Annotated in this window: 14 protein-coding genes; all 14 read left to right on the top strand. The window is 71.7% G+C overall.

The features are described 5' to 3' along the window. The first annotated feature begins 386 nt into the window (after window positions 1-386). The 14 genes from pgsA (at window position 387) to G3I41_RS35145 (ending at window position 12,850) form a co-directional block, all read left to right on the top strand. Window positions 387-1,037 (top strand): phosphatidylinositol phosphate synthase, encoded by a 651-nt coding sequence (pgsA, locus tag G3I41_RS35210; protein WP_164404584.1) that lies wholly within the window; start codon window positions 387-389, stop codon window positions 1,035-1,037. Next, complete coding sequence (locus G3I41_RS35205) at window positions 1,034-1,975, top strand: phosphatidylinositol mannoside acyltransferase (protein ID WP_164404583.1); 942 nt, start codon at window positions 1,034-1,036, stop codon at window positions 1,973-1,975. The genes pgsA and G3I41_RS35205 overlap by 4 nt, the downstream gene beginning before the upstream one ends. Next, window positions 1,972-3,132 (top strand): glycosyltransferase family 4 protein, encoded by a 1,161-nt coding sequence (locus tag G3I41_RS35200; RefSeq protein WP_164404582.1) that lies wholly within the window; start codon window positions 1,972-1,974, stop codon window positions 3,130-3,132. The genes G3I41_RS35205 and G3I41_RS35200 overlap by 4 nt, the downstream gene beginning before the upstream one ends. 36 nt (window positions 3,133-3,168) lie before the next feature. Continuing rightward, the gene (locus G3I41_RS35195; RefSeq protein ID WP_164404581.1) at window positions 3,169-3,717 is read left to right on the top strand and encodes a LemA family protein; all 549 of its coding nucleotides are present in this window, start codon (window positions 3,169-3,171) and stop codon (window positions 3,715-3,717) included. Between the two features lie 149 nt (window positions 3,718-3,866). After that, window positions 3,867-4,787 carry a pyridoxal 5'-phosphate synthase lyase subunit PdxS gene (gene pdxS, locus G3I41_RS35190; protein WP_018103870.1) on the top strand — a complete coding sequence of 307 codons (921 nt, stop codon included), beginning with the start codon at window positions 3,867-3,869 and terminating at the stop codon, window positions 4,785-4,787. A gap of 6 nt (window positions 4,788-4,793) precedes the next feature. Beyond that, window positions 4,794-5,387: a pyridoxal 5'-phosphate synthase glutaminase subunit PdxT gene (gene pdxT / locus G3I41_RS35185; RefSeq protein ID WP_164404580.1), complete on the top strand. Its 594-nt coding sequence runs from the start codon at window positions 4,794-4,796 to the stop codon at window positions 5,385-5,387. Between the two features lie 61 nt (window positions 5,388-5,448). After that, window positions 5,449-6,201, top strand: a complete 753-nt coding sequence (locus G3I41_RS35180; RefSeq protein ID WP_164404579.1) for a YebC/PmpR family DNA-binding transcriptional regulator — start codon at window positions 5,449-5,451, stop codon at window positions 6,199-6,201. Window positions 6,202-6,330: 129 nt separating this feature from the next. After that, a complete protein-coding gene (ruvC, locus tag G3I41_RS35175) occupies window positions 6,331-6,900 on the top strand; it encodes a crossover junction endodeoxyribonuclease RuvC (RefSeq protein ID WP_164404585.1) in 570 nt (189 codons plus the stop codon). Further along, window positions 6,897-7,523, top strand: a complete 627-nt coding sequence (gene ruvA / locus G3I41_RS35170; RefSeq protein WP_164404578.1) for a Holliday junction branch migration protein RuvA — start codon at window positions 6,897-6,899, stop codon at window positions 7,521-7,523. The genes ruvC and ruvA overlap by 4 nt, the downstream gene beginning before the upstream one ends. A gap of 77 nt (window positions 7,524-7,600) precedes the next feature. After that, a complete protein-coding gene (gene ruvB, locus G3I41_RS35165) occupies window positions 7,601-8,674 on the top strand; it encodes a Holliday junction branch migration DNA helicase RuvB (RefSeq protein WP_164404577.1) in 1,074 nt (357 codons plus the stop codon). A gap of 165 nt (window positions 8,675-8,839) precedes the next feature. Beyond that, the gene (yajC, locus tag G3I41_RS35160; RefSeq protein ID WP_164404576.1) at window positions 8,840-9,295 is read left to right on the top strand and encodes a preprotein translocase subunit YajC; all 456 of its coding nucleotides are present in this window, start codon (window positions 8,840-8,842) and stop codon (window positions 9,293-9,295) included. A 147-nt stretch (window positions 9,296-9,442) separates the two neighbouring features. Beyond that, window positions 9,443-11,194 (top strand): protein translocase subunit SecD, encoded by a 1,752-nt coding sequence (gene secD / locus G3I41_RS35155; protein WP_164404575.1) that lies wholly within the window; start codon window positions 9,443-9,445, stop codon window positions 11,192-11,194. Between the two features lies 1 nt (window position 11,195). Continuing rightward, window positions 11,196-12,299, top strand: a complete 1,104-nt coding sequence (secF, locus tag G3I41_RS35150) for a protein translocase subunit SecF (protein WP_164404574.1) — start codon at window positions 11,196-11,198, stop codon at window positions 12,297-12,299. Continuing rightward, window positions 12,299-12,850 (top strand): adenine phosphoribosyltransferase, encoded by a 552-nt coding sequence (locus tag G3I41_RS35145; protein WP_164404573.1) that lies wholly within the window; start codon window positions 12,299-12,301, stop codon window positions 12,848-12,850. The genes secF and G3I41_RS35145 overlap by 1 nt, the downstream gene beginning before the upstream one ends. The last annotated feature ends 311 nt before the right edge of the window (window positions 12,851-13,161 follow it).

Here is a 13,161-nt window from a genome sequence, read left to right as displayed (position 1 = left end):
GGGGCCGGGGCGCCGGCGGTCCGGAAGGCGGCGTCGGAGGGCCCCGCCCTCGGGGGCGGCGACGCCCGCGGTGTTCCGGGCTCGGCAGCGCCCCGGGACCGCGTGCACACGTCGTGCGCGGGGAGCCGGGGTGCCCGGACGGTGACGGTCGCCGGGCGTGACTACGATGGGCCCGGAGGGTGCTGAAGGCCCTGGCCGGGCTCGCGGCGCCCGGCACGCACGTCTGCGGTGTTGCCGAAACGCCTTCATGGTTCCGCCATGGAGACGCTCCGGCGCCTTGCAGCCGCACGCACCGGCCACCGCTCCCTGACCCGGCCAGGGCCTTCAGCAACCCTCCAGCCGGTGGCCGACGGGGTCACGCGGCCCAGCTACCCCTCGGGAAGGCCATGCTGAACAAGTACGCGCGTGCCTTTTTCACGCGTGTCCTCACGCCGTTCGCCGCACTGCTCCTCCGTCTCGGCGTGAGCCCGGACGCGGTCACCCTGATCGGTACGGCCGGAGTGATGGCCGGTGCGCTGGTCTTCTTCCCGATGGGGGAGTTCTTCTGGGGCACGATCGTCATCACGATCTTCGTGTTCTCCGACCTCGTCGACGGGAACATGGCGCGCCAGGCGGGCATCTCCAGCCGGTGGGGCGCGTTCCTGGACTCCACGCTGGACCGGGTCGCCGACGGTGCGATCTTCGGCGGCTTCGCCCTCTGGTACGCGGGCAGCGGCGACGACAACATCCTGTGCGCGGTGGCGATCTTCTGCCTGGCGAGCGGTCAGGTGGTTTCGTACACCAAGGCGCGCGGTGAGGCGATCGGGCTGCCGGTGGCGGTCAACGGGCTCGTGGAGCGTGCCGAGCGCCTGGTGATCTCGCTGGTGGCGGCCGGTTTCGCGGGTCTGCACAAGTTCGGGGTGCCCGGCATCCAGGTGCTGCTGCCGATCGCGCTGTGGATCGTCGCCGTGGGCAGCCTGGTGACGCTGATCCAGCGGGTCGTCACCGTGCGCCGGGAGGCGGCGGAGGCGGACGCGGCGGACGCGGACGGGCAGTGAGCGGCGCCGACGCGCGGCCCGGCGCGAAGGAGCGGCTGAGCGACGCGCTGTACGGGCTGGGGTGGACGGCGGTCAAGACGCTGCCCGAGCCGGCCGCCCGGGCCCTGTTCCGTACCCTCGCCGACCAGGTGTGGAAGCGGCGCGGCAAGAGCGTGCTGCGGCTGGAGGCCAACCTGAAGCGGGTCGTGCCGGACGCCGATCCGGCCCGGCTGGCCGCCCTCTCGCGGGCCGGCATGCGTTCGTACATGCGCTACTGGATGGAGTCGTTCCGGCTGCCGACCTGGAGCCCGGAGCGGATCAAGGCGTCGATCGACGTCACGGACGCGCACCGGCTGACGGACGGCCTGGACTCGGGGCGCGGGGTGATTCTCGCCCTGCCGCACCTGGGGAACTGGGACCTGGCCGGGGCGTGGGTCACCACGGACCTGAAGGTGCCGTTCACCACGGTCGCCGAGCGGCTGAAGCCGGAATCGCTGTACGACCGGTTCGTCGCCTACCGCGAGGGCCTGGGCATGGAGGTGCTGCCGCACACCGGCGGTGCCGCGTTCGGGACGCTGGCCCGGCGGCTGCGGTCGGGCGGTCTGGTCTGCCTGGTCGCCGACCGCGATCTGTCCTCGTCGGGCATCGAGGTCTCGTTCTTCGGCGATACGGCCCGGATGCCGGCCGGGCCCGCGCTGCTGGCCCAGCAGACCGGCGCGCTGCTGCTGCCGGTGACGCTGTCGTACGACGACACGCCGGTGATGAAGGCGCGTATCCATCCGCCGGTCGAGGTGCCGGGGTCAGGTGACCGGGCCGGGAAGACGTCCCTGATGACACAGGCCCTGGCCGACGCGTTCGCCGTGGGCATCGCCGAGCACCCGGAGGACTGGCACATGCTGCAACGGCTCTGGCTCGCCGACCTCGAACCCCGTGGAGACCGGAGCGGAGACCCGACGTGAAGATCGGCATCGTCTGCCCGTACTCCTGGGACGTTCCGGGCGGTGTGCAGTTCCACATCCGCGACCTGGCCGAGCACCTGATCCGGCTCGGCCACGAGGTGTCCGTGCTGGCCCCGGCCGACGACGAGACGCCGCTGCCGCCGTACGTCGTCTCCGCGGGCCGGGCCGTGCCGGTGCCGTACAACGGCTCGGTGGCCCGACTGAACTTCGGGTTCCTGTCGGCGGCGCGGGTGCGGCGCTGGCTGCACGAGGGCACGTTCGACGTCATCCACATCCACGAGCCGACCTCGCCGTCGCTGGGGCTGCTGACCTGCTGGGCGGCACAGGGCCCGATCGTCGCCACGTTCCACACGTCCAACCCGCGTTCCCGGGCGATGATCGCCGCGTACGCGATCCTGCAGGCGGCGCTGGAGAAGATCAGCGCGCGGATCGCGGTCAGCGAGTACGCCCGCCGGACCCTGGTCGAGCACCTGGGCGGCGACGCGGTGGTCATCCCGAACGGGGTGGACGTCGACTTCTTCGCGCAGGCCGAGCCCCGGCCCGAGTGGCAGGGCGGCACGATCGGCTTCATCGGCCGCATCGACGAGCCCCGCAAGGGCCTGCCCGTGCTGATGCGCGCGCTGCCCGCGATCCTCGCGGCCCGCCCGGAGACCCGGCTGCTGGTGGCCGGCCGGGGCGACGAGGAGGAGGCCGTCGCCTCGCTGCCCGCGGAGATGCGCTCGCGCGTGGAGTTCCTGGGGATGGTGAGCGACGAGGACAAGGCGCGGCTGCTGCGCAGCGTCGATCTGTACGTGGCGCCCAACACCGGGGGCGAGAGCTTCGGGATCATCCTGGTCGAGGCCATGTCGGCGGGCGCGCCGGTCCTCGCCAGCGACCTGGACGCGTTCGCGCAGGTCCTGGACCAGGGTGCGGCGGGCGAGCTGTTCGCCAACGAGAACGCGGACGCGCTGGCCGAGGCGGCGGTACGGCTGCTTGGCGACCCGGAGCGGAGGGCCGGGCTGCGCGAGCGGGGGAGCGCCCACGTGCGGCGCTTCGACTGGTCGACGGTCGGGGCGGACATCCTCGCGGTGTACGAGACGGTGACGGACGGCGCCGCCTCGGTCGCGGCCGACGAACGCACGGGGCTGCGGGCCCGGTTCGGACTGGCCCGGGAGTGACGGGCCGGGGGCCTCGCCCCGGTAGCCTTGCCGCCCGTGACCGTAACCCTCATCATCTGGGCCGTCGTGGTGCTCGTCGCGATCGGCCTGTACCTCAGCTGGACCGCCGGCCGTCTCGACCGGCTGCACGCCCGCATCGACGCGGCCCGGGCCGCCCTCGACGCGCAACTGCTGCGCCGGGCCTCGGTCACCCAGGAGCTCGCCACCTCCGGCGTCCTCGACCCGGCCGCGTCCATCGTGCTGTACGAGGCCGCGCACGCCGCGAGGCAGTCGGCCGAGGACCACCGCGAGGTCGCCGAGAGCGAGCTGAGCACCGCCCTGCGCGCGGTGTTCGGTGAGAGTGCGCAGGTGGAGGCGGTACGGGAGATCCCCGGGGGCCAGGAGGCGGCGTCCGAGCTGGCGGCGGCGGTGCGGCGGGTGCCGATGGCGCGCCGCTTCCACAACGACGCGGTCCGGGCGGCGCGGGCGCTGCGCCGGCACCGCACGGTGCGGTGGTTCCGGCTGGCGGGGCACGCGCCGTTCCCGCTGGCGTTCGAGATGGACGACGAACCGCCGGTGGCCCTGGCGGACCGGCCGGGCAGCTGACGGACAGTGCCCCCCTCCCCGTACGCAGGGGGTGGGTGAAAACGATCCACCGGCCTCCTATTGGCCCTTGCTGTGGACTGGTGCGGGGGCGTTTGCTCGGACTGCGTCATTCGGCGCGTCCGCATCCGCTCCCCCCAGTGAGGTCAGCCGTGTCCACGCTTCCCAGCACCCCGCAGTCCGCCGACGCCCCGGCCACCGGCACCGCCCGCGTCAAGCGCGGCATGGCCGAGCAGCTCAAGGGCGGCGTGATCATGGACGTCGTCAACGCCGAGCAGGCGAAGATCGCCGAGGACGCGGGCGCCGTGGCCGTCATGGCCCTGGAGCGGGTGCCGGCCGACATCCGCAAGGACGGCGGCGTGGCCCGGATGTCCGACCCGAACATGATCGAGGAGATCATCGAGTCGGTGTCCATCCCGGTGATGGCCAAGTCCCGCATCGGCCACTTCGTGGAGGCGCAGGTCCTCCAGTCCCTCGGCGTCGACTACATCGACGAGTCGGAGGTCCTGACCCCGGCCGACGAGGTCAACCACAGCGACAAGTTCGCCTTCACCACCCCGTTCGTCTGCGGCGCCACCAACCTGGGCGAGGCGCTGCGCCGTATCGCCGAGGGCGCGGCCATGATCCGCTCCAAGGGCGAGGCGGGCACCGGCAACGTGGTCGAGGCCGTCCGCCACCTGCGCCAGATCAAGAACGAGATCGCCCGGCTGCGCGGCTACGACAACAACGAGCTGTACGCCGCCGCCAAGGACCTGCGCGCCCCCTACGAGCTGGTCAAGGAGGTCGCGGAGCTGGGCAAGCTGCCCGTCGTCCTGTTCTCCGCGGGCGGCGTCGCCACCCCGGCCGACGCGGCCCTGATGCGCCAGCTCGGCGCCGAGGGCGTCTTCGTCGGTTCCGGGATCTTCAAGTCCGGCGACCCGGCCAAGCGCGCCGCCGCCATCGTGAAGGCCACCACCTTCTACGACGACCCGAAGATCATCGCGGACGCCTCGCGGAACCTGGGCGAGGCCATGGTCGGCATCAACTGCGACACGCTGCCCGAGGCCGAGCGCTACGCCAACCGCGGCTGGTAGTCACCGATGAACGACACCCCTGTGATCGGAGTCCTGGCCCTCCAGGGCGACGTACGGGAGCACCTGATCGCCCTGGCCTCGGCGGACGCCCTGGCCAGGCCGGTCCGGCGTCCCGAGGAACTGGCCGAGGTGGACGGCCTGGTCCTGCCCGGCGGCGAGTCCACCACCATGTCCAAGCTGGCCGCCCTGTTCGGCATGCTGGAACCCCTGCGCGAGCGGATCGCGGCCGGGATGCCGGTCTACGGCACGTGCGCCGGGATGATCCTGCTCGCCGACAAGATCCTCGATCCCCGGTCCGGCCAGGAGACGCTGGGCGGCATCGACATGATCGTGCGCCGTAACGCTTTCGGGCGGCAGAACGAGTCCTTCGAGGCCGCCGTCGAGGTCGCCGGGATCGACGGCGGACCGGTGGAGGGCGTCTTCATCCGGGCCCCCTGGGTCGAGTCGGTGGGCGCCGGGGCGAAGGTGATCGCGGAGCACGGCGGCCACATCGTGGCCGTACGCCAGCAAAACGCCCTCGCCACGTCATTCCACCCGGAACTGACCGGGGACCACCGTCTCCACGCGTACTTCACCGAGATGGTGCGCGCGGCCGGGTGACTCGATCCCGGTAGGATCTCTCGGGTTCGTACGGAATTTGGTGACGCGAAGGAGAAGGCAGATGTCCGGCCACTCTAAATGGGCTACGACGAAGCACAAGAAGGCCGTGATTGACGCCAAGCGCGGCAAGCTCTTCGCGAAGCTGATCAAGAACATCGAGGTCGCGGCCCGCACCGGCGGTGTGGACCCCGAGGGCAACCCGACCCTCGTGGACGCGATCCAGAAGGCGAAGAAGAGTTCGGTCCCGAACAAGAACATCGACTCCGCGGTCAAGCGCGGTGGCGGTCTCGAAGCGGGCGGCGTCGACTACCAGACGATCATGTACGAGGGTTACGGCCCCAACGGTGTCGCGGTGCTCATCGAGTGCCTCACCGACAACCGCAACCGTGCCGCGTCCGACGTCCGGGTCGCCATGACCCGCAACGGCGGCTCGATGGCCGACCCGGGTTCCGTCTCGTACCTCTTCAACCGCAAGGGCGTCGTCATCGTCCCCAAGGGCGAGCTGACCGAGGACGACGTGCTCGGTGCCGTCCTGGAAGCGGGCGCCGAGGAGGTCAACGACCTCGGCGACAGCTACCAGGTCGTCAGCGAGGCCACCGACATGGTCGCGGTGCGCACCGCGCTCCAGGAGGCGGGCATCGACTACGACTCGGCCGAGGCCGACTTCCTGCCCACCATGCAGGTCGACCTGGACGAGGAGGGCGCCCGCAAGATCTTCAAGCTGATCGACGCGCTGGAGGACAGCGACGACGTGCAGAACGTCTTCGCCAACTTCGACGTCAGCGACGAGGTCATGGCGAAGGTCGACGCCTGAGCCGCTGTGGCACAGCCGTTCCGGACGGGCCGGCGGGGACACACCCCGCCGGCCCGCCGCATTGTCGGTCCCGACCGATAGCCTGCTGAAACAGTGGAACAGTTGACCGATCGGCAGGGAGGGGCGCCCGTGCGCGTGCTCGGCGTGGACCCGGGACTGACCCGGTGCGGGGTCGGTGTGGTCGAGGGCGTTGCGGGCCGCCCGCTCACCATGCTCGGCGTGGGCGTCGTGCGCACCCCGGCCGACGCGGAGCTCGGCCACCGCCTGGTGGCCGTCGAGCGTGGCATCGAGGCATGGCTGGACGAGCACCGCCCCGACTGCGTCGCCGTCGAGCGGGTCTTCGCCCAGCACAACGTGCGTACGGTCATGGGCACCGCCCAGGCCAGCGCGATCGCCATGCTCTGCGCCGCCCGGCGCGGCCTCCCCGTCGCCCTGCACACGCCCAGCGAGGTGAAGGCCGCCGTCTCGGGCAGCGGGCGCGCCGACAAGGCCCAGGTGGGAGTCATGGTGACCCGGCTCCTGCGGCTGGACGCCCCGCCGAAACCGGCCGACGCCGCGGACGCCCTGGCGCTCGCCATCTGCCACATCTGGCGCGCCCCCGCACTCAACCGCCTCCAGCAGGCGCACGCGGCGGCCGCCGCCCGCACCCCGCGCGTCCCGCGCACCGCAGCCGTACCCATCCGGAAGGTCCCCCGATGATCGCCTTCGTCACCGGCCCCGTCGCCGCGCTCGCCCCGACCACGGCCGTCATCGAGGTCGGCGGCATCGGCATGGCCGTGCAGTGCGCGCCCAACACCCTGGCCGCCCTGCGCGTCGGCCAGGAGGCCAGGCTCGCCACCTCACTCGTCGTCCGCGAGGACTCGCTGACCCTCTACGGCTTCGCCGACGACGACGAGCGGCAGGTCTTCGAGCTGCTCCAGACCGCCAGCGGCGTCGGCCCCCGGCTCGCCCAGGCCATGCTGGCCACGCACACCCCGGACGCCCTGCGGCTCGCCGTGGCCACCGGAGACGAGAAGGCGCTCACCGCCGTCTCCGGCATCGGTAAGAAGGGCGCCCAGAAGCTCCTGCTGGAACTGAAGGACCGGCTCGGCGAACCGATCGGCACCCACGCCCCCGGCCAGGGCATCGGCACCGCCGTCTCCGCCTCCTGGCGCGACCAGCTCCAGGCCGCCCTGATCGGCCTCGGCTACGCCACCCGCGAGGCCGACGAGGCGGTCGCCGCCGTCGCGCCCCAGGCCGAGGAAGCCCTCGCCGCCGGGGACCGGGCGCCCGTGCCGCAGCTGCTGCGCGCCGCCCTGCAGACCCTCAACCGGGCGCGCTGAGCGGCGCGGGCCACCCTTCACACCCGGCCGGGCACCTGCGGCGGGGCACCGAGACATCCGAGGCGGGACAGGACGAGATGAACTGGGACGACACCGGCGCAGGCATGGACGACCGGCTCGACGAGCGGCTGGTGGACGCCGGCGCGGACGGCGACGACACCGCGGTCGAGGCCGCCCTGCGCCCCAAGGACCTGGACGAGTTCGTCGGCCAGGAGAAGGTCCGCGAACAGCTCGACCTGGTCCTCAAGGCCGCCCGCGCCCGCGGCGCCACCGCCGACCACGTCCTGCTCTCCGGCGCGCCCGGCCTCGGCAAGACCACCCTCTCCATGATCATCGCGGCGGAGATGAACGCCCCGATCCGGATCACCTCGGGACCGGCCATCCAGCACGCCGGCGACCTCGCGGCGATCCTCTCCTCGCTCCAGGAGGGCGAGGTGCTGTTCCTGGACGAGATCCACCGCATGTCCCGGCCCGCCGAGGAGATGCTGTACATGGCCATGGAGGACTTCCGGGTCGACGTCATCGTCGGCAAGGGCCCCGGCGCCACCGCGATCCCGCTGGAGCTGCCCCCCTTCACACTGGTCGGCGCCACCACGCGGGCCGGGCTGCTGCCGCCCCCGCTGCGCGACCGCTTCGGCTTCACCGGGCACATGGAGTTCTACGCCCCCGCCGAACTGGAACGGGTGATCCACCGCTCCGCCCGCCTGCTCGACGTCGAGCTGGACGCCGAGGGCGCCGCCGAGATCGCCGGGCGCTCCCGGGGCACGCCCCGGATCGCGAACCGGCTGCTGCGCCGCGTGCGGGACTACGCCCAGGTCAAGGCCGACGGCCGGATCGACCGGGAGATCGCCTCGGCGGCCCTCGGGGTGTACGAGGTCGACGCCCGGGGCCTGGACCGGCTGGACCGGGCGGTGCTCGGGGCGCTGCTCAAGCTGTTCGGCGGGGGACCGGTGGGCCTGTCCACGCTCGCGGTCGCCGTGGGGGAGGAGCGCGAGACCGTCGAGGAGGTCGCCGAGCCCTTCCTCGTACGGGAAGGACTGCTGGCCAGGACGCCGCGCGGACGGGTCGCCACCCCGGCCGCCTGGGCCCACCTGGGGCTCGTTCCCCCGCAGCACGGCGTAACGGGACAACAGGGCCTGTTCGGGGCGTGATGGGTCACAGGTTGACGGGAAGCGGAACCACGGTGCCATGCTGGGCGTTGTTCCATCGATGCGGACTCGCTTAGACTCCGCCGATGCCGCCCGTAAAGGGTCGGTGTACCCACCCCCGTAGATCAGGCCGTTCTCCAGTGCGGTCGTGCGAAGGAAATTCGTCCCGTGAATCCCGTGACTCTCCTCCCCTTCATCGTGCTCATCGGGGCCATGTTCCTGATGACGCGGTCCGCCAAGAAGAAGCAGGCGGCGGCTGCGGCCATGCGCAACGACATGCAGCCCGGCACCGGCGTCCGCACGATCGGGGGCATGTACGCCACCGTCAAGGAGCTTCACGACGACACGGTCCTCCTTGAGGTCGCCCCCGGCGTCCACGCCGTGTACGCGAAGAACGCGATCGGCGCGGTCCTGGACGACGCGGAGTACAACCGCATCGTCCACGGCGACGACCCGGAGCTCGACGTCGACGCCCCGGTCGTGCCGGACGACGCCTCCTCGCTGACCGAGGCCGACGGCGCCAAGACCGACCTGGTCAAGAAGACCGACTCGGACGACGACGCCGAGGCCGCGGACGACAAGAAGTCCGAGGGCAAGGCCGACGGCGAGGCCGACGCGAAGTAGCACACGGCGACCCGGGGATGCCGTGAGCCCACAGGCATCCGGCACCCCGGTCCGTGCGTGCCTTCGCGGGGGCGGGCCCCCACTTAACTTCGTGGCCGCTTGGGCGCATACCCGGCGCGGGGCGGTTGGACAGGGAGAAACGACAAGGTGGCAGCACCGAAGAAGGGCCGAGGCGCGGCCGGCGGACAGGGGAAGCCAGGGCGCTCCCTGGCGCTGATCCTGATCGCCATGGTCGCCCTCACGGGCGGGATGTTCCTGGCCGACCAGCCGACGCCGCGACTCGGCATCGACCTGGCGGGCGGCACCTCCATCACGCTGGAGGCCAAGGCCGAGCCCGGCCAGGAAAAGGCGATCAACAAGACCAACATGGACACCGCGGTCGACATCATGAACCGCCGCGTCAACGGTCTTGGGGTCAGCGAGGCCGAGGTCCAGACCCAGGGCACGCGCAACATCATCGTCAACATCCCCAAGGGCACGAACTCCGCCGAGGCCAGGGCGCAGGTCGGCACCACGGCCAAGCTGTACTTCCGGCCCGTGCTGACCGTCGCCCAGGGCACCCCCACCCCGGACCCCAGCGCCTCGCCCTCCGGCAAGGCCAGCGCCTCGCCCTCGCCGAAGGCGTCCGCCTCCGAGAAGGCGACGGACGGCGACAAGGCCGCCAGCCCCTCGTCCAAGCCGTCGGCCTCCGCCACCACCCAGGGCCGCGCGGTCACCGGCGCCCTGAAGGCCGACTCGCCCTCGCCGAAGGCCAGCGCCACGCCCAAGGCCAGCGAGTCCGCCTCCGCCGAGGAGCAGGCCGCCGCCGCCAAGCTCCAGAAGCAGTTCGAGGAGCTCGACTGCTCCAGCAAGGCGTCCCGCTCCAAGGCCGCCCAGGGCAGCAAGGCCGGCGACACGGTCGTGGCGTGCAGCCAGGAGGGCGACGCCAAGTACGTGCTCGGCCCGGCCGAGGTGTCCGGCACCGAGGTCGACAGCGCCAAGGCCGCCTTCGACCAGCAGCGCGGCATGTGGCTCGTCCAGATGGAGTTCTCCGGCAAGGGCTCCAAGCAGTTCCAGACGATCACCAAGAAGCTCTCCACGCAGCAGGAGCCGCAGAACCAGTTCGCCATCGCGCTGGACGGCGAGGTCGTCTCCGCCCCCCGGGTCAGCGAGCAGCTGAGCGGCAGCGCCGAGATCTCCGGCAGCTTCAACCAGGACAGCGCCGAGGCCCTGGCCAACCAGCTCTCCTACGGTGCGCTCCCGCTCTCCTTCAAGGAGCAGAGCGTCACCACCGTCACCGCCGCGCTCGGCGGCGAGCAGCTGAAGGCCGGACTCATCGCCGGCGCCATCGGCCTCGCCCTCGTGGTCGTCTACCTGGTGGCCTACTACCGCGGTCTGGCGTTCATCGCCCTGCTCAGCCTCCTGGTCTCCGGCATCCTCAGCTACACGATCATGTCGCTGCTCGGCCCGGCCATCGGCTTCGCGCTGAACCTGCCCGCCGTCTGCGGTGCCATCGTGGCCATCGGTATCACCGCCGACTCCTTCATCGTGTACTTCGAACGCGTACGGGACGAGATCCGCGAAGGCCGTACGCTGCGCCCCGCCGTGGAACGCGGCTGGCCGCGCGCCCGGCGCACGATCCTGGTCTCCGACTTCGTGTCGTTCCTCGCCGCCGCGGTGCTCTTCGTGGTGACCGTCGGCAAGGTCCAGGGCTTCGCGTTCACGCTGGGTCTCACCACCCTGCTCGACGTCGTCGTGGTGTTCTTCTTCACCAAGCCGCTCATGACGATCATGGCCCGCAAGAAGTTCTTCGCCGGCGGCCACCCGTGGTCCGGTCTCGACCCGAAGCGCCTCGGCGCCAAGCCGCCGCTGCGCCGCTCCCGCCGTGTCAACGCCCCCACCGAACCGAAGGAGGCGTGAGATGTCGCGACTCGGGAATCTCGGCGCCCGTCTCTACCGAGGCGAGGTCGGCTACGACTTCATCGGCAAGCGCAAGATCTGGTATGGCGTCTCGGTCCTGATCACCATCACGGCCATCCTCGGCCTGGTGGTCAGCGGCCTGAACATGGGCATCGAGTTCAAGGGCGGTGCCGTCTTCACCACCCCGAAGACGAGCGTGTCCGTCTCCGAGGCGGAGGATCTGGCGTCGGACGCCTCCGGCCACCAGGCCATCGTCCAGAAGCTGGGCAACGGCGGTCTGCGCATCCAGATCACCGAGGTCGACACCCAGAAGTCGGACGAGATCCAGGACAAGCTCGCCCAGGACCTCGACGTCCCCCGCGAGAAGATCGCGGCCGACCTCGTCGGTCCCAGCTGGGGCGAGCAGATCGCCAACAAGGCGTGGACCGGCCTCGGGGTCTTCATGATCCTGGTCGTGATCTACCTGGCCATCGCCTTCGAGTGGCGGATGGCGGTGGCGGCCCTCGTCGCGCTGATCCACGACATCACCATCACGGTCGGCGTCTACGCCCTGGTCGGCTTCGAGGTCACCCCGGGCACCGTGATCGGTCTGCTCACCATCCTCGGTTACTCCCTCTACGACACGGTCGTCGTCTTCGACAGCCTCAAGGAGGGCACGAAGGGGATCACCAAGCAGACCCGGTGGACGTACAGCGACGTCGCCAACCGCTCCATCAACAGCACGCTGGTCCGTTCGATCAACACCACCGTCGTCGCCCTGCTGCCGGTCGCCGGTCTGCTGTTCATCGGCGGCGGCGTCCTCGGCGCCGGCATGCTGAACGACATCTCGCTCGCCCTCTTCGTCGGCCTCGCGGCCGGTGCGTACTCCTCGATCTTCATCGCCACCCCGCTGGTCGCCGACCTCAAGGAACGCGAGCCGCAGATGAAGGCCCTGAAGAAGCGGGTCCTCGCCAAGCGCGCGGCCGCCGCCGCCAAGGGCGAGGCCACCGAGGCCGAGCAGGCCGAGCTGGACGGGGCCGACCACGAGGACACCGCCCCCGCCGGTGCGGTCGTCGGTCAGCGCCGGGAGCCCAGGGGCCACGGCCGCACCCCGGGGAAGCACTGATGCCCAGCACCGCCGAGAACACCAGGGAACTCCTGCTCAGCCGCATCCGTGACGTGGCGGACTACCCGAAGCCGGGCGTGATGTTCAAGGACATCACCCCGCTGCTCGCGGACCCGGTCGCCTTCACGGCCCTCACCGACGCCCTCGCGGAACTGTGCCTGCGGCACGGCGCCACGAAGATCGTCGGCCTGGAGGCCCGCGGCTTCATCCTGGCCGCCCCGGTCGCGGTCCGGTCCGGCCTCGGCTTCGTACCGGTCCGCAAGGCCGGGAAGCTGCCGGGGGCCACGCTCAGCCAGGCGTACGAGCTGGAGTACGGCACCGCCGAGATCGAGATCCACGCGGAGGACCTCTCCGCCGACGACCGGATCATGGTCATCGACGACGTACTCGCCACCGGAGGCACCGCCGGCGCTTCCCTGGAGCTCATCCGCCGGGCCGGCGCCCAGGTCGCCGGGGTCGCCGTCCTCATGGAGCTCGGCTTCCTGGACGGGCGGGCCCGCCTGGGCGACAGCCTGCGCGGGGCCCCGCTGGAGGCCCTGATCACGGTCTGAGGACCTGCCGCACCGACACCGACGGGCACCCGGGAACAACCGGGTGCCCGTCGGCGTTGTCGGGGCTCTCACGGTCCCCGGGGGAGGACCGGCCGCCGGGTCGTTACGATGGCCCTTCCGGGTGTGTCCGGATCCGCACGAGGAGCGCTCTTGCCAGACGAGGCCCAGCCAGTCGCCGCCCCGCAGCCCGACAAGCCCGCGGCGGCCTCCGCCACGCCCGCGAAGCAGCAGCCCGCGGAGAAGCCGAAGCCTCCGGCGCCCCAGCCCGGCACGGGCCCCGCGTCCGCCGAGGCGAACGGCCCCGCGCCGGC

It is taken from the genome of Streptomyces sp. SID9727 (assembly GCF_010550605.1).
Lineage (GTDB): Bacteria > Actinomycetota > Actinomycetes > Streptomycetales > Streptomycetaceae > Streptomyces.
Note: the sequence above shows the minus strand (reverse complement) of the source record. Positions and strands in the feature narration are given on the sequence as shown.

Excerpts from the sequence above, each read along its gene's own strand:
- pgsA (WP_164404584.1), top strand. The coding sequence starts at position 387 with ATGCTGAACAAGTACGCGCGTGCCTTTTTCACGCGTGTCCTCACGCCG.
- pdxT (WP_164404580.1), top strand. The coding sequence starts at position 4,794 with ATGAACGACACCCCTGTGATCGGAGTCCTGGCCCTCCAGGGCGACGTA.
- G3I41_RS35180 (WP_164404579.1), top strand. The coding sequence starts at position 5,449 with ATGTCCGGCCACTCTAAATGGGCTACGACGAAGCACAAGAAGGCCGTG.
- ruvA (WP_164404578.1), top strand. The coding sequence starts at position 6,897 with ATGATCGCCTTCGTCACCGGCCCCGTCGCCGCGCTCGCCCCGACCACG.
- ruvB (WP_164404577.1), top strand. The coding sequence starts at position 7,601 with ATGAACTGGGACGACACCGGCGCAGGCATGGACGACCGGCTCGACGAG.
- secF (WP_164404574.1), top strand. The coding sequence starts at position 11,196 with ATGTCGCGACTCGGGAATCTCGGCGCCCGTCTCTACCGAGGCGAGGTC.
- G3I41_RS35145 (WP_164404573.1), top strand. The coding sequence starts at position 12,299 with ATGCCCAGCACCGCCGAGAACACCAGGGAACTCCTGCTCAGCCGCATC.